Source organism: Microbulbifer sp. JSM ZJ756 (genome assembly GCF_044383805.1).
Taxonomy (GTDB): Bacteria; Pseudomonadota; Gammaproteobacteria; order Pseudomonadales; family Cellvibrionaceae; genus Microbulbifer; species Microbulbifer zhoushanensis.
In genome coordinates this window covers 387,291-407,784 of record NZ_JBISER010000001.1, presented here as the reverse complement: position 1 = coordinate 407,784, position 20,494 = coordinate 387,291, and the positions used below count along the sequence as shown (strand labels likewise).

Below are 20,494 nucleotides of genomic sequence, written 5' to 3'. Positions count from 1 at the left end.
GATTCGAAACCCCAATCTTTGAAGATGGTACCAGGTAAGTTGCCCGCGCAGTGTCATCAGCCTGGTGCTGATTGGGGCGTGGAAGTTAACGGGCTAAACCTGGGCTTTTGTTTCTTGTGGGCTGGCTTGAATGCAGGGCCTGGATCCGGTCGGGGAATAGTGGCGTTGGTCGCGCAGGAGTGGACGCAGGGATTGGTGCCCGGGGCCGGACTTGAACCGGCACGGCCGTAAGGCCGGGAGATTTTAAGTCTCCTGTGTCTACCGATTCCACCACCCGGGCAGGGTTGCGAGAGCAGGTGGTATTGCGGTTATCCGCAGGGGGAGCTCTCGCGAATCACCCGCCGCGATTCGGGCAGGTGAGGGGAATATGGAGGCTAGGGTCGGAATCGAACCGGCGTACACGGAGTTGCAGTCCGCTGCATAACCACTCTGCCACCTAGCCATATTGTGTGCCCTGTCGAAACTTCAGCCGCCGGTTCGAGCGTAACCGGCGCTTGTATCTGGCCGCTGGCGCTGTAGTTGCAGTTCACTGCGTAACCACTCTGCCACCTGGCCATATTGTGTGCTCTGTCGAAACTTCAGCCTCCGGTTCGAGCGTAACCGGCGCTTGTATCTGGCCGCTGGCGCTGTAGTTGCAGTTCACTGCGTAACCACTCTGCCACCTGGCCATATTGTGTGCTCTTGAATCAAGAGCGTCCGCGTCAGCGGGCTTGAAAACGCGCTGGATTCTACCGGATGGAGCCGAAAAATCCCAGCATTTTCTTATACTTACGTCTCCGCACGGGTGCGAAGAAGGCGCTATTCTAGGGATTGGGCGCGATTAGTCAAGCGTTCTTGCGTGAGAGGGGGCCGCTCATCCGCTATCCGCATCCCGGCACCTGGCGTGTGGGCTGCTGGCGTGTTTTAAGCGCATTCTCTATGGACGCGCTCTAAACTATTACCAATTGTTCTAAGATTTTCTACTGGCCGTACTGGCAATCCCGTCGACTTCGCCAATACTTGCTTTAACTGGCTAGCACATTCCCCCCCAAGGTGCTCAGTAATGCCGGTAGGACGCGCCCCATACGGCAGCTGTCCGCTGTGTAGCAAGGATGAAATCCTCCAAGTTTCACTCCTAATGGTCTTGGCCCTGACGCTCTCCCCCCCCCCCGTCGTCAGGGCTTTTTTTTGCCTGTCATTTGCTCACTGTTCCGCGTCGCGGAGGTTGTCCTTGTCCAGGGCCTTGACCGGTCGACCGGCGGCTTCCTCGGCCAGCTTGCGGAACCGGGCCAGGGTTACCTTGCCCCGGTCTTCAGCCAGTGCCCGGGCCACGTCGTCAATGCTTGCTTTCCCATCGGTGGCCGCGCGGATTTCACGGTCCAGCTGGCGCATGATACCGACCGCCCGTGCGGTGACAGGCCCGGACGAGCGCTTGACCAGCAATGTCGGGGCTTCCTTGCCCCATTCCTCCAGTTCATCAACTGCTCCCTGGTAGCGGCGCTCACTGATGCCCCCGGTGCGCCGCAGGATCTCCAGGGAGTAGAACTCGGCCAGGCCCTCCACGATCCAGTCACTCTGGTGGTCGCCGCGGATTCCGGTGGCCACATGCACCAGTTCGTGGATCATGCTGCTGGTGCGGTTCCCGCTGATCAATGGGCGGTCGGAGTGCATAAAGAGTGAGCGGGTGCCCGACAGGCCACCCCGCCACATGGGATCGTCAGCGCTGACGATCAGCAGGTGTTGCGGGAATTCCGGGAATACCTTCTTGAGCTCAGGCAGGTTCCAGTTGAGGAAAGCCAGGGTGTCCTGGCGACGCACATTCTGGCCCAGCGGGGCGGCGACAGTGGTGTCCACGCCATCAATGATGTCCTGCCGGCTGCCAATCCGGCCCACGATCATCCAGCCCTTGGGCCGCTTGAAGCGCCGGCCAGGATCCTTGATACGGTAGTGGTCGTCCGCAATTTCCTTGTAGGGCAGGGCGGACGACCAGTCCTCGGGCAGTACCAGTTTCAGCTCGGCCCGGGACCGCAGGCCACTCTCCATAGTGGCGGAAATCGGCGGGATCAGCTTGTCACTGCGCAGGATTGACCATTTGTCAGTAATGCGGGAATCAAAACTGCCGGATCCCTTCTGTTCGTTGATTGTGAACTGGTAGCGCAGGCTGGCAGATTTACCCTTGGGGTGCCACACCGCCTCGTCACCATTGACCTCCAGGTCACCGTCGCTTTCCAGTTCCTGGTGGCGCTCAGGGTTGAGATGCAGTTCCAGTTTGCGGGGTAACTTTTCACCCTCCAGCCGGATTTCGACCAGGGCGCGGCCCGATTCGGGCTGGATTTCTGCCTGGTACAGCAGCTTGAAGGTTTCGCTGCTTGCGGCTGGCGTAGATATGGCAAATACCGTACAGACGAGAAGCGGGCCCAGCAGGGAGTGCAGTTTTCTAAACATCTTTCCTGTCGCTGTGAGGTTGTCAGTGGGATTGGACAGCGCAAGAGGGTAACGGTGCCATCTGGATTGAGGCAACCGAAGTGATGATTCGAGAGGGGAATGGGTTTCACACGGCATAAAAAAAGCCCGCTATAAAGCGGGCTTTTCGTAATTGGTCGGTGAGAGAGGATTCGAACCTCCGACCCCTTCCTCCCGAAGGAAGTGCGCTACCAGGCTGCGCTACTCACCGATTTGTGTGTCGCCTCATCAACGAAGCGAGCGGCATTATAACAGCCGTTTTCCACTTGTAAACCATTGATTTACTTTTTAATTTGCCGGATCAGCCCCTCCTGGGCGGTGGACGCCACCAGTACACCGTCGCGGGTGAACAGCTGGCCCCGGCAGAAGCCCCGGGCACCGCTGGCGGAAGGGCTGTCAGTGACGTAGAGCAGCCAGTCATCCGCCCTGAAGTCCCGGTGGAACCACATGGCGTGGTCCAGGCTCGCGGGCATCAGGTGCGGGTCGAACAGGGAGATGGGGTGGGGTTGCAGGCTGGTCCCCAGCAGCGCCAGGTCAGAGGCGTAGGAGAGGGCACAGCGGTGCTCCAGCGGGTCATCCGACATCTCTCCCTCGGCCCGCAACCAGAACATGCAGCGGGCCTCGCGCTGCTTGCGGTCGAAATAACTCTCTGGGTCCACCGGGCGGAAATCGATCATATAGCGCCGCTGGTCGTGGGCCTCGCTGACCAGCCCGGCCTCCTCAGCCAGCTGCTGGGTGTTCTTCAGCGACTCCGGGTCGGGGACATCGTCGGTAGGCATGTCCACCTGGTGGTCAAAGCCCGGCTCCTGGATCTGGAAGGACGCCGACATGTTGAAAATGGCACGTCCGTGCTGTTTGGCCACCACTCGCCGGGTGGTAAAGCTGCCGCCATCCCGGATCGGGTCCACGTCGTAGATCACGGGCAGGTCGCTGCTGCCGGGACGCAGGAAGTAGGCGTGCAGGGAGTGGGGCAGGCGGTTCTCAACAGTACGGGTGGCCGCTGTCAGGGCCTGTCCCAGCACCTGGCCGCCGAACAACACCTTGCGGTAATTTTCCACGTGCTGTCGGCTGCGGAACAGATTCCGGTCCAGCTCCTCTACGTCCAGCAGCTTGCTCAGTTTTTCCATTGTGTGCCTTACTTTCTGAGTGATCCATCGCCCCGGTCTGAGTATTGGCCAGTAACCGAGGGCATTCCAGCGGCGCATGATAACAACCCGGGAGGGTACGACCATTACCAATCTGCTCAGTATGGATGTTCCTTTAGCGGGCCATGATGGACCTGTTGGCGCCATATGCGACTGGGTTGGGCCCAGCCCATGCCGACGCAAGGGCTTCCGGGGGCGGCGGGGCGCGTGATCGAGCGGCGCTTTCCACACAAAGTCCCCCGCAACGCTTTTCCAATGTCCACTAATTGCCTATCATTCATGAATGGATAGTCAATTTCAGTCTCAAAACCGTATGGCACCTAAGGTCGGAAGTATGGATAAGGCAAAGGAGAAGGTTCAGCGCTTCCGCGCGAGGGAGCAGCGGATCCTTGATGCAGCGCTCGAACTGTTACTCGAGCATGGCGAGGAGAAGGTTACTGTCGAGCAGATCGCCGAGCGGGTCGATATCGGCAAGGGCACCATCTATAAGCATTTTATCTCCAAGACAGAGATATACATGCGCCTGCTGATGGACTACGAAAAGGCCCTGACCGAGCGCCTCAAGTCCGCCGTAGCGACGGCAGAGCAGGGAGACATTACCGCCCCGGCCCGCGCCTACTTCGAATCGCGGATGGCCGACCCGGCAAAGGACCGCCTGTTCCAGCGCCTCGAAGAGAAAATCATTGCACTGAACCTGGCCCCGGAAATGATCGCCGAACTCCATGCCATCCGTAACTCCAATGCGTCGGCACTGAACCGCGTATTCGAGCGCCGGATGGAGCAGGGCGTGCTCAAGAAGGTGCCAGCCTACTTCTACTATTCCACATACTGGGCCCTGGTACAGGGCGCCGTCGAACTCTACCACTCCCGGTCCTTTGCCGATGTGATCGAGGACCGTGAGGGACTGATGGAGTTCATTATGGATGTGGGTGTCCATATTGGTGACGTGTCCGGCCGCCGGCCTGAAGGTGGCTCCCCGTCAGAAGGTAGCGCGAGTTCCTCTTTTGGCTGAACCCCTGTTCCAGCAACTGCAGCGCTTACAGGAAGAGTTCAGCGGGCATCCACCAGTCTCCGATTGGAACCCGGACCTCTGCGGCGATATGGACATGCTCATTCGTCGCGACGGAAACTGGGTACACGAGGGCACTGTCATCCGCCGCAAGCCGCTGGTGAACCTCTTTGCCAGTATCCTGAAGCGCGAGGGCGATGAGTACTTCCTGGTAACCCCGGTGGAGAAATGGCGTATCCGGGTTGAGGATGTGCCATTCCTCGCTACCCAGGTCGCACGCGGAAAGGAGGGTGACTCGCAGCACGGCGAGGACAAGCTGCTCTTCACCACCAATACCGGCGACGTGGTGCCCCTGGATGCGGAACACCAGTGGGAGCTGCGTCCGTTTGGCCGTCCGCCGCAACCCATTCCCTATATAGAAGTGCGCAACGGGTTATTCGCCCGGATTTCCCGTGACGTCTATTACGAACTCGTCGGCTGGGCCGCGACGCCCGCAGAGGGACCACAGGATACCCTTGTCATCAAGAGTGCTGGAGGCGAATGGCCGCTGGGGCAATACTGAGTAGCAGCGCCCCGGCTGCCGGAAGCCGGTTCCCTTGCGCAATTATATTCCTATTGCCTGCCCGATAGAGATCCCTGTCTTCCTCCGCCCGACCAGTACGGGACATTAAAAGTGGCTTCACTTTTTTTGTCTTACCGGCCAGGTAACGCTGCTAATTCCAACCGCAATTTTTCCCCGTTGCCCTCTGGCTGTATCTCCCCCGAATAGAATTTGTCCTGCATTTGATCGATTACTATTCGATTGAAACATGGGCGCAACATAAGTGTAATCTTTGTTTCTATTCATGCCAGATGTTGCAAGTTTTTTTGGAAAACAACCGAAAAGTAACATTTTCGCAACAATGCATTCCTACACTCCCCCTCGTCCGAATCGCCAAGGCGAACAAAAAATTTAAGGTTTCCGGGTTGCTGAAAAAACGCTTTTGGATTCAGGACGCACAGCTGAAGAAAAAAGTCAGAATTTTGGCTGCCCAAATTTGCAACACTTCCGTTAGGGGGAAACATGAAACACGTGAACAAGAAGCTGCTGCTTTCCGCGGCCATTGCCGCCCTGCTGGCCGGCTGCGACAGCGGTGGTATCAGCATCGAGCCGGAGACTGTCGACAATTCAGTCGACAATTCTGTAAGCGGTGGCACTCCCACCGACGCAAATAACCCTTGCGCTTCTTACGAGGAGAGCGGGCAGGTAATGCAGGGCTCCTTCGACGGTGCAAATTGCACCTACTCGGCGAGCTTTGTTGACTCCGGTAACGCCCTGACCCAGGACTTGTTTATCCCTGCGCTGGACAACGGTGGTGTTCACATCTTTGAAGGCAGCCTGTTTGTCGGCAACAACTACGACGACGATGCGACCATGGCGGCGGCCGGCATTGCTGAAGGGGGCGACGGCGCCAAGCTGACCATCGAGGCCGGCTCCACCATCGCCTTCCCGGACAGCACCAAGTTCATGGTCGTTAACCGTGGTTCCCAGCTGTTCGCGGTGGGTACTGCAGATGCCCCGATCACTTTCACTTCCACCTCTGATGCCGTTGACAACGCCGTTGCCTTCGATGCGGTACAGCAGTGGGGCGGCATGGTGATCAATGGTTTCGGTATCACCAACAAGTGTAGCTACGACGCCAGCCTGAACACTTCCGAGTGTCACGTACTGGCCGAAGGCGCTGCCGGCAAGGACCAGTCCAACTACGGTGGTGACAACAACAGTGACAGCTCCGGCCAGCTGGAATACGTGCGAGTCAAGCACACCGGTGCGGAAGTGGCCAACGGTGACGAGCTGAACGGTATTACCTTCAGTGCCGTGGGCGGCGAGACCATTGTCAAGAACCTGCAGGTTTACTCCACCTACGACGACGGCATCGAGATGTTCGGCGGCGCGGTCAGCTTCGAAAACTACCTGGCCATGTACGTGCGCGATGACTCGATCGATATTGACGAGGGCTGGAACGGCTCCATCACCAACGCGCTGGTAATCCAGGCGGAAACCGATGGCAACCATTGCATCGAGTCTGACGGTATCGGCAGCTACGATGACAAAGACGCCGCTACTATTGATGCGATGATTTCTGCCGGTATCAACAGCCGTCCGGTCATCGACGGGCTTACCTGCATTATCTCCGCCAATGGTGCTGATACCGCTACCCACGATCCGGGTGCCGGCTGGCGCTTCCGTGAAGCCATCTTCCCGAAGATCACCAACTCCATGGTGTTGGCTTCCTTCAATGCGGACACTACCGGTGTTGATGGCAGCAACTACTGCCTGCGTGTTGAAGACCCGGAGACCCTGGTTGAAGCGGAAATGGGTACCGAACTGCAGATCGAGTCCAATATCTTCGCCTGTGAAGATCGCACCAAGGGTGGCCCGGTTGGCGCACAGACCCTGGAAGAGTGGGCCGTTGCCAACAACAACGTCTTCGCCGATATCACCGGCGCCGTTGACCCGACCGCAATGAACGCTACCCAGCTGCAGCTTCTCGAGGGCACCCCCTCTGTGTTCTCCATCGCTACCGGGAACATGATGGTCAACGATGCACCCATCAGCATCAGCCCAATCTCCCGCGCCTATTTCGGTGCGCTGAGCCAGGGTGACCTGGACTGGACCCAGGGCTGGACCTACGGCCTGCACGACGGCGAGCCGCTGTGGTTTGCAAACTAAGCAGGGCACTTGATCGGGGGCCTGGTCCCTGATCACCCGGGGCGCCACTTTCGCAAAGGGAGTCGGCGCCCTGTTTGCTTCTACCGCAGGATCAACAGGAAATATAAGAGGCCTGGAAATGGTTAAGATCGAAAAGTTTCAAAGAGCGCCGCTGGTACTGGCTATCGCCACGGCCTCGACCCTGACGCCCAATGCCTGGGCCCAGGTGGAGATGGATGATGTTCCCGCTCCACAAGCACAGCAAATCGAAGAAGTGATGGTCCAGGGCCGCCTGCGTGATTCGGCGGAGATGCTGGTCAGTGAGCGCCTGGAGGAAGAGGTCGTCACTGACGTGCTGGGCTCGGAGATGATCGGGCGCGTGGGTGATTCCACGGTTGCCGCAGCTCTCCGCCGCGTTTCCGGCCTTTCACTGGTAAGCGACAAGTTTGTCTATGTACGCGGCCTGGGTGAGCGCTATTCCAGCACCACCATGAATGGCGCTACGGTCCCTTCACCGGACCTGACCCGTAATGTAATCCCCCTGGATATTTTCCCCACCTCGGTGGTTGATTCCCTCGCCGTGCAGAAATCCTATTCTGCCGACAAGGCTGCGACCTTTGGGGGCGGTAACGTTGATATCCGCACCAGGGGCATCCCGGAGTCGCTGACGTATTCTCTTGAGCTCGGCACCGGCACGAACTCGGAGACCGACGGGGATGTGCTGAGCTATCGTGGCGGTGACGATGATGATTTCGGCACTGACGATGGAGCGCGGGAACTTGCCGGTGAAATAGACTGGTACCTGGAGCGTTTCCAGGGGCGCCTGGGTGTAGCCGATATCCGGGATACCCTGCAAAAAGAAGGCGTTGAATACGATTCCCCGCAGGATGCCTTCTCTGCGGCGCAGAAGCTGAATCGTGAGATGGCGCTGTACCTCAACCGCGATGTCGCCATTGAGGAGGAATCAAGTGAGCCGGATACTGATATCAAGGGCAGTGTCGGCAATCGCTTCTATATCGGTGATGACCTAGAAGTGGGCTTCCTGGCCGGGGGTTCCTACAAGAACAAGTGGCGTGAAGAGGAGCGTGTCAAGCGCAGCTTCGGCTCGCCCGACCAGCAATTCGATACCCAGAACAAGTCCACATATTCTGTCGACCTGAGCGGTAACCTGAACCTGGGTGTCCGTTATGGGGATGATCACGAAATCTCCAGCACCAGCCTGTACCTGCGCAATACCGATGACGAAACTGCCATCCGCGACTACTTCAACGAGAATCGCCAGCTCGCTGACGGCCGGGGCTTCCGTGAGTACAGCATCAAGTACGAAGAGCGCGACCTGTTTGTTAACCAGGTCAAGGGCAGCCATGTGGTTGGTGCCCAGACCAGGGAAATGATGCCCGGTGGCATGCTCAACTGGGTGCCGGAAGACCTGGCGTTCAACTGGTTCTATTCCGAAGCCACCGCTGCCACTGATATTCCCAATGAGGTGTCAGTGAATGCAGATACCACTACTGACGAATCCGGTGCAGTTGTCAGCTCGGCCGTCAGCATTGGCACCAATACTTCAGGTTTCCGTTTTACGGATCTGGAAGACACGGTCAAGGATTATGGCTGGATTGCAACCCTGCCGCTGCAGTTCTCTTCTTCCACACTGGAGCTGAGCGGTGGCTTTGCCCGCACAGAGAAGGGGCGTACCTACAAGGAGACCGAATTCCGCCTGGGTGCCCTGGATGTCGACAGTGTTGATTCCCTGAACGGTTCATTGGACCAGGTGCTCAGCGACCAGAACATCACCGACTCGAACAACAACTTTGTGTTCGATCGCGCCGGTGCAAACAACCAGAGCTATATCGCCGCAACCCTGACCGATGCCGCGTTCGGGAAGTTCGACTGGACACTGAATGAAACCTGGCGTGTCTCCGCCGGCGCCCGCTGGGAGGACTACAACCAGGTGGCGCTGGACTGGAACCCCTACGGCTACACCATCGATGATCCGCAGGTCACCATGGATCGCCAGGAGCTGGAAGATGCAACGTTCAGCGAAGATGCGGTCTATCCATCTCTGGCACTGACGTATATTGGTAATCTCTGGGCCGAAACCTTCCAGCTGCGCTTTGGTGCCAGCAAGACCGCGGTGCGTCCCGACCTGCGTGAGATCACCGATGCCATCTATATCGACCCGATCACCGATGAGCAGATCAAGGGTAATCCCAGTGCGCGCCCGTCCGAGATCACCAATTATGACCTGCGCGCAGAGTGGTTCTTCGACAACGGCGACAACCTGACTCTCTCTGCCTACTACAAGGACATCCTCGACCCGATCGAATTCTTCGAGCTGGGCTCCAGTGATACCAACGTCGCGCGGGAGATTATCAATGCCGAGTCCGGTGAGATCACCGGTGTCGAGATTGAGGGCCTGAAGACCATGGGCTTCCTGGGCGAAACCATGGACAGTTTCTTTGTCCAGGGCAATATCACCCTGCAGGAGTCAGAGCTGGTTGCCGGCACTGAGGCGGACGCACCGACCAACGCCGTGCGTGAAATGACCGGTGCTTCCGATTACGTGGTCAATATGCTGGTTGGTTTTGATTCGCCCGACGGTTACCACGCGGCTACCCTGGGTTACAACGTATTCGGTGAGCGCCTGTACCTGGCCGGCCGTAACGGCTCGCCGGATGCATTCGAGCAGCCGTTCCACTCGCTGGACCTGACTTATTCCTGGTATCCCACCCAGGAGTTAACCATCAAGGCCAAGATGCAGAACCTGCTGGATGAGTCTGTAGAGATCGAGCGGGAGGGCGTCATCGTTTACGAAGAACAGCCGGGATCCTCATTTGCCCTGAGCGCGCAGTACAAGTTCTGAGAACAAACAGGGACTTGCCAGGCAGACCAGGCAAGCTTAAACCGGGCGCTGGTTCCAGCGCCCGGTTTTTTATTGTCCGGATGTCGTCGAAGTGCTGTATCAGCGTACCGAGCGTATATGCTGGCGCAGGTCTTCTACCAGCGTTTCGGTTTCGATGACATCGCAATAAACCCCTTGTAGTCGGTCCACAGTGTCTTTCTCCACCTGTTCACTGCCCGTGGCCGTGGCGTCTGTGACCAGGACTGGACGGTAATGGAAGTCGGCCAGGGCGCGGACGGTGGATTCAACACCCTGATGGGTAAACACACCGCAGCAATATGGCTGGGAAATATCCAGCTCGGTGAGCAGGGGGTGGATATTGCTGTTACCGAAAGGGCCGGAGCCGGTCTTGTTGATAATCAGCTCGTTCTCCCGGGGCCGCACTGAATCGAGAAATTCCGATTCCCGTGAGCCGGGCAGGCACAAGAGTTCGCGCCGCTTGTGCCAGTAAGTCCGGTCGCGCCCGTCAGTGGTTTTGCAGCGGGTGCGCAGGTGGATCACCTCCAGGCCCTTGTCGCGGAAGATCGCCTGTAACTCCTGGATGTTCGGCAGGGCCAGCTTCTCCAGCCGGTCAAAATAGTATTCCTGGCCCGGCTGGTCGAAGGGTGCCTCGCTGTCGGCGCTGAATATCCCATGACCGCGAGCGGCCACAAGGTACTGGAGGTCAATGCAGAGTAGGGCGGCTTTCATCCGGATAACCTGTCTTCGCGGTGTCGCAGGGCGACGTTCTTCTATGGCGGTATGCTTCAGTGTAGACAGGAGTGAAGGCCTGGCGGGGCCCGCCACCGGGACCAGGGGTGATCCCCGTGGCCGGCTGGCTTGATATTGGGGGCAAAAAAAGGCGCCCGAAGGCGCCTGGAAACTTTACATGTTGGGGTAGTTGGGACCACCGCCGCCCTCAGGGGCGATCCAGACAATATTCTGGGTCGGGTCCTTGATGTCACAGGTCTTGCAGTGCACGCAGTTCTGCGCATTGATCTGGAAGCGCTTGCCATCGGCATCTTCAACCACTTCGTATACGCCCGCCGGGCAGTACCGCTGCGCCGGCTCGTCGTAGATGGGAAGGTTGTGGTTCAGCGGGATCTCGTCATCCTTCAGTGTCAGGTGACAGGGCTGGTCTTCCTCATGGTTGGTGTTGGAGATGAATACCGAGGAGAGCTTGTCAAAGCTCAGCACGCCGTCGGGCTTCGGGTAGTCAATCTTCTTGCAGTCCGCGGCCGGCTTGAGCTGGGCGTGATCCGCCTTGGTGTCACGCAGGGTCCACGGCAGCTTGCCCTGGAAGATGTTGATATCCAGGAAGGCGTAGGCGGACCCGAGAATGTTGCCGAACTTGTGCTGGGCGGGGCCGAAGTTGCGCTGCTTGTGCAGTTCCTTCCAGGCCCAGCTGTTGCGGTACTTGTCGCTGTATCCGGTCAGTTCGTCACTGGCCCGGTCTGCGGCCAGGGCTTCTGCCACGACCTCGGCAGCGATCATGCCGGACTTCATGGCGGTATGGTTGCCCTTGATTTTGGCAAAGTTCAGGGTGCCGGCGTTGTCGCCGATCATCAGGCCGCCCGGGAAGGTCATTTTGGGCTGGGACTGCAGGCCGCCCTTGGTGATGGCGCGGGCGCCATAGGCCACGCGCTGGCCGCCCTCCAGGTACTGCTTGATTACCGGGTGGTGCTTGTAGCGCTGGAACTCGTCAAACGGGCTGACGTGGGGGTTGCTGTAGGCCAGGTCGGTAATCAGGCCCACCACGACCTGGTTGTCTTCCAGGTGATACAGGAAGCCGCCGCCGTGGGAACCGCTCTCGTCGAGGGGCCAGCCAGCGGTGTGGACTACCAGGCCTTCCTGGTGTTTGTCGTCGGTAACCTTCCAGATTTCCTTGATGCCGATACCGTAGTGCTGAGGGTCCTTGCCTTCATCCAGCTTGAACTTGCTGATCAGCTGCTTGCCCAGGTGTCCGCGACAGCCCTCGGCAAAAAGGGTGTACTTGGCATGCAGTTCCATGCCCGGCATGTAGGCGTCTTTGTGTTCGCCCTTGGCGCCGACACCCATATCCCCGGTGGCGATACCCTTGACGGAGCCGTCCTCGTTGTAGAGGACTTCGGCTGCGGCGAAGCCCGGGAAGATCTCCACGCCCAGGTTTTCCGCCTGCTCCGCCAGCCAGCGGCACAGGTTGCCCAGGCTGATGATATAGTTGCCTTCATTGTGCATGGTGCTGGGCACGAAGAGGTTGGGCACCTTGGTGGCCTTTTCTGCACCGCCCATTACATAGATGTCATCACCCTTGACCGGGGTATTCAGCGGCGCGCCGCGTTCTTTCCAGTCGGGGAAGAGCTCGTTCAGGGCGGTGGGCTCGAATACAGCGCCGGAGAGGATATGGGCACCCACCTCGGAGCCTTTCTCGACCACGCACACCGAGATGTCTTCGTTGAGCTGACGAATACGGCAGGCCGCCGCCAATCCCGCCGGACCGGCGCCCACGATAACTACGTCGTATTCCATTGATTCGCGTTCCACGGCGCTCTCCTCCGCTGGTTGCACTCGAGTATTCAGGGACCACAGGGGTCACGGTTCTTATATTGGTCGGCGAGTATAACGGTGTTTGAACAGCCCTACCAATTGCAGGAGTATTCAATTCCCGTGGCAAATGCGCCGAAATTCAACGGCTTGCGCCGGTTTATCGGCGACACGGATGCCCGGTCATCAGTCATATGAATAGTCTGGACAGCTATTATCAGCCTATTGATTTTGCGCATTAGAAGGCTCAACATACACCGCGTTCAAACAACTGTTTGACCGAAGAATCATATTTGTTCGCGATATGACCTGTCAGTCGCGGCTCCAAAATAGATTAGCGAGACGGGATTTCCATGAAAGTTCTTGTAGCTGTGAAACGCGTTGTGGACTACAACGTCAAGGTTCGCCCGAAGGCGGACGGTTCCGACGTCGATACCGCAAACGTGAAAATGTCGATCAACCCCTTCTGTGAAATAGCCGTCGAAGAGGCGGTTCGCCTCAAGGAAAAGGGTGTAGTCAGCGAGATCGTTGTTGTTTCCATGGGCTCAAAGCAGTGCCAGGAACAGATTCGTACCGCCCTGGCCCTGGGTGCCGACCGCGGTATCCTGGTCGAGACCGATGAAGAACTGCAGCCCCTGGGCGTGGCCAAGTGCCTGAAAGCCATCGTTGAGAAGGAAGAGCCGCAAATGGTCATCATGGGCAAGCAGTCCATCGATGGCGACAACAACCAGACCGGCCAGATGCTGGGCGCACTGACCGGCATGGCCCAGGGTACCTTCGCTTCCGAGGTGGTCGTGGAAGACGGTTCTGCCAGGGTGACCCGCGAGATCGACGGTGGCCTGCAGACCATTGAGCTGAAGCTGCCGGCCATTGTCACCACCGACCTGCGCCTGAACGAGCCGCGCTACGCCTCCCTGCCGAACATCATGAAGGCCAAGAAGAAGCCGCTGGATACCACCACCCCGGCTGAGCTGGGTGTCGATATTGCCCCGCGCTTCAAGACCCTGAAGGTCGAGCCGCCGGCTGAGCGCCAGGCGGGCGTGAAGGTCGCTGACGTAGCGGAACTGGTGGAAAAACTGAAGAACGAGGCGAAGGTAATCTGATGAGCATCCTGGTTATTGCGGAACACGACAACGCCGAACTGAAGGGCGCGACACTGAACACCATCGCTGCTGCCAAGGCGATTGGTGATGATATTCACGTACTGGTTGCCGGTGCCGACTGCGGCGCGGCTGCCGAGGCGGCTGCCAAGGTGGAAGGTGTCAGCAAGGTCCTGGTTGCCGATAACGCAGCCTACGGCCACCAGCTGGCAGAAAACGTGGCCAAGCTGGTTGCTGACCTGGGTAAGGACTACGGTCACGTGCTGGCCCCGGCCACTACCACCGGCAAGAACATGCTGCCGCGCGCTGCGGCGCTGCTGGATGTGCAGCCCATTTCCGACATCATCGCAGTCGAGAGCGCCGATACCTTCAAGCGCCCGATCTATGCCGGTAACGTCATTGCCACCGTGCAGAGCTCCGATGCCATCAAGGTGGTTTCTGTGCGCACTACCGCGTTTGACGCCGTGTCCGCTGAGGGCGGCTCTGCGACGGTGGAAGCCGTTGATATTGCCGATGATGCCGGCGTGTCCAGCTTTGTCGGTGAGGAGCTCGCCGAGTCCGATCGCCCGGACCTGACGGCTGCCAAGGTGGTCATCTCCGGTGGCCGCGGCATGCAGAATGGCGACAACTTCGAGATGCTCTACAAGGTTGCCGACAAGCTCGGAGCCGCTGTGGGTGCGTCGCGCGCAGCCGTGGATGCGGGCTTCGTGCCCAACGACATGCAGGTGGGCCAGACCGGCAAGATCGTAGCCCCGGACCTGTATATCGCCGTTGGTATCTCCGGTGCCATCCAGCACCTGGCAGGTATGAAGGATTCCAAGGTGATCGTCGCTATCAACAAGGACGAGGAAGCGCCGATCTTCTCGGTGGCAGATTACGGCCTGGTGGCAGACCTGTTTGACGCCGTGCCGGAGCTCGAAACAAAGTTGTAATCCTGGGTTAATATACTACCCGGCATTCGGAAGGCGGCCCCCGGGCCGCCTTCTTTGCGCCAGCCAGGCAATGCCGGGTGGTATCAGGACTTTTTCTCGTCTGGATACCTGTGGGTGCCCACTAAGTGGTACCCGACGCCAAATACGGAACATTGCCTTTCCGGGTGTGACCAAAGACAATAGGCGTCAATAACAGTTTAGGTAAGTCGATCTCGTTATTGACTCACAGGGTGTTCCATGACCGCAGTATCTCGTGCGTTCAGTGCTTTTCGCGATCGTTTCGCGCGCACTGAAGGCCGCAAGTCACTTCCGCGCAGCACCGTGGCCGCAGCCGCCGTGGCCGGTGGGTGGTTGCTGCTGAATGCGACTGCCTATGGCTCACTGCTCATCCCTTCTTCCCCGGAGGACTCTCTCCTTGCTTCCCGTGAGGCCGGTCCGGTAGCCAATGCGCGCTCCGCACGCCTGCCTGCAACTGCATTTTTCGGCACGGCGGCGGCCGAAGAGCGTGGGGAAGAACCGGAACTGGATCTGGCCAATATACCCATCACCCAGCTGAACCTGGTGCTGTCAGGCGTACTGGACAGCAGCCAGAAGCAGCGCGCCAGTGCACTGGTGGCCGAGCGGGGCAAGCCGGCCGAACGGGTTTACGTCGGTGAAGCTTTGCCCGGTGGCGCAAAGTTGCACTCGGTGGCTGTTGACCATATTGTGCTGGAACGCGGGGGGCAGATGGAAAAGCTGACCTATCCCGATGCGGATGGGCGGCCCAGTGTTCCCCAACGCAACTATTCGGCCAGCAGTGCCAGCGCTGCGGCCAGGGCGGCGCTCCGCTCGAGCAGTAGCAACACCAATAACGAGCGGTCACGGGCCTCGGTACGCGATCGGCTGGAGGAGCTGCGGCGCCTGGCAAAGGAACGCCGGGCAGAGCGCCAGACCCAGTAGTACTGAATAAAACAACAAGATTTTTGCATCGCGACGTCCCAAATTTGCATCGCGACATCTCAAATAAGAGTCAGTTAATCAATGATCAGGATGGTTTACCGGCGGCTGCTAGCCGCATTTGCAGTGGCATTGCTAGCAACGTCAGTCGTGGCGCAATCCCCGGAAAGAGTCACCCTGTCTCTCGATAACGCCGATATTCGCGACCTGATCAACTGGGCAGCTGACTTCACCGGCAAGAACATCATCGTTCACCCGAACGTCAAGGGTAAGGTCACGGTGGTGGCCGGCGACCCGATGACCCATGAGGAGGCTTTTGATGTCTTCATGTCGGTGCTGCAGGTCAACGGCTTCAGCCTGGTGGAGCAGGGCGGTACCTGGAAAGTGGTGCCGGATGCCCTGGCCAAGCAGCAGGCGATACCAGTCACCGACGACAGCTCGCGCGCACCGGCGGAGTCACTGGTAGTACGCACGGTGCGGGTTGAAAATATCTCCGCGACCCAGTTGATCGCCATGCTGCGGCCCCTGATCCCCCAGACCGGCCACCTGGCTGCTTATTCCGACACGAACACCCTTATCATCGCCGATCGCGCCGCCAACATTGACCAGATTGTCCGCCTGGTTCGGCAGCTGGACCGTGCCGGGGCCATCGATATCGAGCTGGTGCCGCTGCAGTTTGCCTCCGCCAAGGAGGTCAAGCAGGTACTGAGCGAGCTGCTGCAGTCCGGCGGCAAGCAGGCCAACGAGGCCCAGCCGCTGCGCATTGCGGTCGATGAACGCTCAAATTCCGTACTGCTGACCGGCGACCCGGTGACCCGCCAGCAGCTCAAGAACGTGATCATGCGGCTCGACCAGCCGCTCGAGGGGGACGGCAATACCGCCGTCATTTACGTGCAGTATGCCAAGGCTGCCGACCTGAAGCCGATTCTCGAGGGCATGAGTGGCAGTATCCAGAAGACGGAAAAGGACCAGCAGGCGGCCGATGTCGAGGTCAGCATCCAGGTCAATGAATCCCTCAACTCCCTGGTCCTGACCGCACCGCCAGCATTGCTGGAAACCATGAAGGGTGTGATTGCCAAGCTGGATGTGCGCCGGGCGCAGGTGCTGATCGAGGCGATTATTGTCGAAGTGACTGAGGGTACCGGCAACGAGCTTGGCATCCGGTGGATCGCCGGCGCCAGCGACGATGTAGTGGCGGGTTTCCGCAACGATGCCGCCCGCAGTAACGTGGTCGACGAGGACGGCAACGTCGTCAGTGAGGATTTCAATCCCTTCTCACTGGATCCCCGCAACCTGCTGGTCCCGGGCGCACTGAACCTGGGTTACCTGAGTGGTACCGATATCCGCGTGGCAGTGAATGCAATCGCGCGGGAGAGCAACGCCAATATCCTCTCGACGCCCACCATCATGGCGCTCGACAACGAGGAAGCCGAAATCCTGGTGGGCCAGAACGTGCCGTTTATCACCGGTGAGCAGCTGCTGTCCGGCAGCAACAATGACCCGTTCACCACCATCCAGCGGCAGGATATCGGTACCACCCTCAAGGTCACCCCGCGGGTGAACAACAATAATTCTGTAACCCTGGATATCGAGCAGAAAGTCGAGAACGTGCTCCCCACCAACGAGGGTGCTTCGGATATCGTCACCAGCAAGCGCGAGATCCGTACCCGGGTACTGATTGACGATGGGGCGATGCTGGTACTGGGTGGCCTGATCGAGGACCAGGTTACCGAGACCAAGGAAAAAGTGCCGCTACTGGGGGATATTCCCGGCATTGGGCGGTTGTTCCGGTCCAGCTTCAAGGATGTCACCAAGACCAACCTGATGGTGTTCCTGCGCCCGCGGATCCTCACCACGCGCCGCGCCGGCTACGAGGAGACTCGCAAGCGCTACCTGGACCTGCAGCGCAAGCAGCTGGACATCAAGGACAACACCAGCTACATCTGGGACTGGCACCGGGGTGACGTGCTCCCGGACCTGCTGCCACCTTCGGGCTCCTACGATGATGCCGAATCTTCCCCCCCGGTCCAGGTGCTGGAAGCGGAAGAGGCAGGGGCAGAAAAATGACGGCCAATGCGGTATCCGCGGCGGCGTCTTCCCGGCGTCTCCCCTATGCCTTCGCCAAGCGCCACCGGGTGCTGCTGGTGGATGTGAACGGGCAGCCCCGTTGCCAGTATGTGGCGCCACTCAACCCGACCGTACTGGGTGAGGTGCAGCGGCTGACCGGCGCCGAACTGGATATCGAGGCGGTCGGTGAAAGCGAGTTCCAGGCGGCCCTGCAGGGACTTTATGAAAACCGCGAGGGTGGCAACCTGTCGGATGTCGAGGGACTTGGCGATGAGCTGGACCTGGCTGCCGTTGTCGATGCGCTGCCCGAGACCGAGGACCTGCTGGAGCAGGAAGACGATGCGCCCATCGTCAAGCTGATTAATGCCATTTTTGCCGAGTCCCTCAAGCAGGGGGCCTCGGATATCCATATTGAGACATTCGAGAAACGCCTTGTGGTGCGCTTCCGCGTGGATGGCGTGTTGCGCGAGGTACTGGAGCCCCGCCGGGCCCTGGCACCACTGCTGGTCTCCCGTATCAAGGTAATGGCGAAGCTGGACATCGCGGAGAAGCGGGTCCCGCAGGATGGCCGGATCTCCCTGCTGATGGCCGGCCGCGAGGTCGATGTGCGTGTTTCCACCATGCCCTCCAGTGCCGGCGAGCGGGTCGTGATGCGACTGCTGGACAAGCAGGCAGGCAAGATGGACCTGCGCCAGCTGGGCATGGCCGGCCACGACCTTGAAGTAATGACCGACCTGCTGACCCGTCCCCACGGTATCCTGCTGGTAACCGGGCCCACCGGTTCGGGTAAGACCACCACCCTCTATGCCGGACTCGGCAGTATCAACAACCGCGAGAAGAACATCCTGACGGTTGAGGACCCGGTCGAGTACAACCTCGAGGGGGTGGGGCAGACCCAGGTCAATACCAAGGCTGATATGACATTTGCCCGCGGCCTGCGTGCGATCCTGCGCCAGGACCCGGATGTGGTGATGGTCGGTGAGATCCGTGACCTCGAAACCATGCAGATTGCCATCCAGGCCAGCCTGACCGGGCACCTGGTACTGTCCACCCTGCACACCAATACCGCCCTGGGCGCGGTAACGCGCCTTGTCGATATGGGTATCGAGCCGTTCCTGCTGTCATCGAGCCTGATCGGCGTGCTGGCGCAGCGGCTGGTGCGGGTGCTGTGCGAGGAGTGCCGCGAGGCACACCCGGCTGATGCCACTGAACGCCGCATGCTGGGGATTGGCGGTGACGAGGATGTCACGATTTATCGACCCCGTGGCTGCGAGGCCTGTAACCACAGCGGCTATACCGGCCGGGTTGGTATTTATGAGCTGGTACCGGTCAACGAAACCATGCGCCAGTTGATTCACGACCGGGCTTCAGAGAGCAAGCTGGTGATCGAGGCCCGCAAGGTGGCCCCCAGCATACGGGAGGATGGCATTGCCAAGGTGCTGTCCGGTGTGACTTCACTGGAAGAAGTCCTGCGGGTAACCCAGGAGTCCTGATTGTGGCCGCATTCCAGTACATCGCCCTGACCGACTCGGGCCGCAAGAACCGCGGCACCCTCGAAGCCGACAGTGCCCGGGCCGCGCGGCAGCAGCTGCGCTCACGCGGGCTGGTGCCACTCGAGGTGGAGCCGGCCGCGGGGCCGGCAGAGAGCCATTCGGGCGGCCTGCTGGCGGGAAGCCCCGGCCTGAGCGTCAAGCACCTGGCATTGCTGACCCGGCAGCTGGCGACCCTGCTGCGTGCAGGTATCCCGCTGGAGGAGTCCCTGGGGGCCATCGCCAACCAGACCCGTAACCACAAGATCCGCCGGATCGTACTGGCCGTGCGTGGCAAGGTACTGGAGGGGCACAGTTTCGCCCAGGCACTGGGCAGTTTTCCCCGGGCCTTCCCGGGACTCTATCGTGCTACTGTCGAGGCAGGTGAGCACTCCGGCCACCTCGATAAAGTGCTTGAGCGACTTGGGGATTACACCGAGAACCAGCAGAAATTCCGCCAGAAGGTCCAGCTGGCCCTGATTTACCCGATTGTGCTGGTATTTATCTGCGTCCTGGTTGTCACCGGCCTGATGGTTTATGTGGTACCGGATGTGATCGAGGTATTTACCGGAACCGGCCAGGCCCTGCCACTGCCGACACGCATCCTGGTGGCCATGAGCGATTTCATCTCTGCCTGGGGCTGGCTGGTGCCGCCCGCACTCGCCGTGCTGGTGGGGCTGGTGGTCGCGCTGTTGCGCCGGCCGGCAATCCGTTATCGCTTCCATCACCGGCTTCTGGAAATGCCAGTGATCGGCTGGTTGGTCCGCGGCGCACAGAGCGCACGCTATGTCGGCACCCTTGCGATCCTTACCGGCAGCAGCGTACCCCTGGTCCAGGCCATGGGAATAGCCAGTGGTGTAATGTCGAACGAATACCTCAAGGAGCGGCTGAAAACCGCACAGAAGTCCGTACGCGAGGGTGGCAGCCTGAGGCGTGCGCTCGAGGATGTTCAGTACTTTCCGCCGATGATGGTGTATATGATCGCCAGTGGTGAGTCGTCGGGCACCTTGGACGAGATGCTGGGAAGGGCCGCGGAATCCCAGGAGCAGGACCTGCAGGGGGCGGTAACCGCCTTTGTGAGCCTGTTCGAACCCGCCATGCTGCTGATCATGGCCGGGATAGTACTGTTTATTGTCATGGCGATCATGATGCCGATCATGAGCATGAACCAGATGGTGGTATAAAGGCTGGACGGTACCCGGGGGTCCCGCATCGGCCTGGAAACAAGAGGGTAGAAA

The 20,494-nt window shown here is 59.5% G+C and carries 14 protein-coding genes and 3 tRNA genes; 10 read left to right on the top strand and 7 right to left on the bottom strand.

The window, feature by feature from the left end:
- Positions 1-193 precede the first annotated feature (193 nt).
- The 5 genes from ACH6CX_RS01780 to tesB form a co-directional block, all read right to left on the bottom strand.
- Positions 194-280: transfer RNA gene (locus ACH6CX_RS01780), tRNA-Leu, on the bottom strand.
- An 88-nt stretch (positions 281-368) separates the two neighbouring features.
- A tRNA-Cys gene (locus ACH6CX_RS01775) sits at positions 369-442 on the bottom strand.
- 740 nt (positions 443-1,182) lie between these two features.
- The gene (locus ACH6CX_RS01770) at positions 1,183-2,424 is read right to left on the bottom strand and encodes a hypothetical protein (protein ID WP_232942643.1); all 1,242 of its coding nucleotides are present in this window, start codon (positions 2,422-2,424) and stop codon (positions 1,183-1,185) included.
- 152 nt (positions 2,425-2,576) lie between these two features.
- Positions 2,577-2,653: transfer RNA gene (locus tag ACH6CX_RS01765), tRNA-Pro, on the bottom strand.
- A gap of 70 nt (positions 2,654-2,723) precedes the next feature.
- Positions 2,724-3,569 carry an acyl-CoA thioesterase II gene (gene tesB, locus ACH6CX_RS01760; protein WP_237061550.1) on the bottom strand — a complete coding sequence of 282 codons (846 nt, stop codon included), beginning with the start codon at positions 3,567-3,569 and terminating at the stop codon, positions 2,724-2,726.
- Between the two features lie 352 nt (positions 3,570-3,921).
- On the opposite strand from tesB, the gene ACH6CX_RS01755 reads away from it, so the two are divergent.
- The 4 genes from ACH6CX_RS01755 to ACH6CX_RS01740 all read left to right on the top strand — a co-directional run bounded on the left by ACH6CX_RS01755 (position 3,922) and on the right by ACH6CX_RS01740 (position 10,151).
- On the top strand, positions 3,922-4,599 hold the full coding sequence (locus ACH6CX_RS01755) for a TetR/AcrR family transcriptional regulator (RefSeq protein ID WP_232942639.1): 678 nt from the start codon (positions 3,922-3,924) through the stop codon (positions 4,597-4,599).
- A complete protein-coding gene (locus tag ACH6CX_RS01750) occupies positions 4,592-5,158 on the top strand; it encodes a DUF1285 domain-containing protein (RefSeq protein WP_232942637.1) in 567 nt (188 codons plus the stop codon). Before ACH6CX_RS01755 ends, ACH6CX_RS01750 begins: the two co-directional genes overlap by 8 nt.
- A gap of 501 nt (positions 5,159-5,659) precedes the next feature.
- Positions 5,660-7,309, top strand: a complete 1,650-nt coding sequence (locus tag ACH6CX_RS01745; protein WP_334078859.1) for a serine/threonine protein kinase — start codon at positions 5,660-5,662, stop codon at positions 7,307-7,309.
- Between the two features lie 118 nt (positions 7,310-7,427).
- Entirely contained in the window at positions 7,428-10,151 is a 2,724-nt protein-coding gene (locus tag ACH6CX_RS01740) for a TonB-dependent receptor domain-containing protein (RefSeq protein ID WP_237061542.1), read from the top strand.
- Between the two features lie 99 nt (positions 10,152-10,250).
- Here the strand turns inward: ACH6CX_RS01740 and ACH6CX_RS01735 are convergent, their stop codons facing one another.
- Both ACH6CX_RS01735 and ACH6CX_RS01730 read right to left on the bottom strand, forming a co-directional pair.
- Entirely contained in the window at positions 10,251-10,880 is a 630-nt protein-coding gene (locus tag ACH6CX_RS01735; protein WP_232942631.1) for a cysteine hydrolase family protein, read from the bottom strand.
- A 174-nt stretch (positions 10,881-11,054) separates the two neighbouring features.
- Positions 11,055-12,677, bottom strand: coding sequence for an electron transfer flavoprotein-ubiquinone oxidoreductase (locus tag ACH6CX_RS01730; protein WP_237061873.1), 1,623 nt, complete (start codon positions 12,675-12,677; stop codon positions 11,055-11,057).
- A 368-nt stretch (positions 12,678-13,045) separates the two neighbouring features.
- Between ACH6CX_RS01730 and ACH6CX_RS01725 the strand changes: the two genes are divergently transcribed.
- The 6 genes from ACH6CX_RS01725 to gspF all read left to right on the top strand — a co-directional run bounded on the left by ACH6CX_RS01725 (position 13,046) and on the right by gspF (position 20,440).
- Positions 13,046-13,795 carry an electron transfer flavoprotein subunit beta/FixA family protein gene (locus ACH6CX_RS01725; protein WP_237061540.1) on the top strand — a complete coding sequence of 250 codons (750 nt, stop codon included), beginning with the start codon at positions 13,046-13,048 and terminating at the stop codon, positions 13,793-13,795.
- Positions 13,795-14,724: an electron transfer flavoprotein subunit alpha/FixB family protein gene (locus ACH6CX_RS01720; protein WP_232942628.1), complete on the top strand. Its 930-nt coding sequence runs from the start codon at positions 13,795-13,797 to the stop codon at positions 14,722-14,724. The genes ACH6CX_RS01725 and ACH6CX_RS01720 overlap by 1 nt, the downstream gene beginning before the upstream one ends.
- 237 nt (positions 14,725-14,961) lie before the next feature.
- A complete protein-coding gene (locus ACH6CX_RS01715; protein WP_237061538.1) occupies positions 14,962-15,663 on the top strand; it encodes a type II secretion system protein N in 702 nt (233 codons plus the stop codon).
- A gap of 81 nt (positions 15,664-15,744) precedes the next feature.
- A complete protein-coding gene (gene gspD / locus ACH6CX_RS01710; RefSeq protein WP_237061536.1) occupies positions 15,745-17,727 on the top strand; it encodes a type II secretion system secretin GspD in 1,983 nt (660 codons plus the stop codon).
- Positions 17,724-19,220, top strand: coding sequence for a type II secretion system ATPase GspE (gspE, locus tag ACH6CX_RS01705; RefSeq protein WP_396674460.1), 1,497 nt, complete (start codon positions 17,724-17,726; stop codon positions 19,218-19,220). Before gspD ends, gspE begins: the two co-directional genes overlap by 4 nt.
- Before the next feature lie 2 nt (positions 19,221-19,222).
- A complete protein-coding gene (gene gspF, locus ACH6CX_RS01700; protein WP_232942620.1) occupies positions 19,223-20,440 on the top strand; it encodes a type II secretion system inner membrane protein GspF in 1,218 nt (405 codons plus the stop codon).
- Positions 20,441-20,494 lie beyond the last annotated feature (54 nt).

Coding starts and splice junctions, on each gene's coding strand:
- ACH6CX_RS01745 (WP_334078859.1), top strand. CDS start 5,660: ATGAAACACGTGAACAAGAAGCTGCTGCTTTCCGCGGCCATTGCCGCC.
- ACH6CX_RS01715 (WP_237061538.1), top strand. CDS start 14,962: ATGACCGCAGTATCTCGTGCGTTCAGTGCTTTTCGCGATCGTTTCGCG.
- ACH6CX_RS01720 (WP_232942628.1), top strand. CDS start 13,795: ATGAGCATCCTGGTTATTGCGGAACACGACAACGCCGAACTGAAGGGC.
- gspD (WP_237061536.1), top strand. CDS start 15,745: ATGATCAGGATGGTTTACCGGCGGCTGCTAGCCGCATTTGCAGTGGCA.
- ACH6CX_RS01755 (WP_232942639.1), top strand. CDS start 3,922: ATGGATAAGGCAAAGGAGAAGGTTCAGCGCTTCCGCGCGAGGGAGCAG.
- ACH6CX_RS01770 (WP_232942643.1), bottom strand. CDS start 2,424: ATGTTTAGAAAACTGCACTCCCTGCTGGGCCCGCTTCTCGTCTGTACG.
- gspE (WP_396674460.1), top strand. CDS start 17,724: ATGACGGCCAATGCGGTATCCGCGGCGGCGTCTTCCCGGCGTCTCCCC.
- tesB (WP_237061550.1), bottom strand. CDS start 3,569: ATGGAAAAACTGAGCAAGCTGCTGGACGTAGAGGAGCTGGACCGGAAT.
- ACH6CX_RS01730 (WP_237061873.1), bottom strand. CDS start 12,677: ATGGAATACGACGTAGTTATCGTGGGCGCCGGTCCGGCGGGATTGGCG.
- ACH6CX_RS01735 (WP_232942631.1), bottom strand. CDS start 10,880: ATGAAAGCCGCCCTACTCTGCATTGACCTCCAGTACCTTGTGGCCGCT.
- ACH6CX_RS01740 (WP_237061542.1), top strand. CDS start 7,428: ATGGTTAAGATCGAAAAGTTTCAAAGAGCGCCGCTGGTACTGGCTATC.
- ACH6CX_RS01725 (WP_237061540.1), top strand. CDS start 13,046: ATGAAAGTTCTTGTAGCTGTGAAACGCGTTGTGGACTACAACGTCAAG.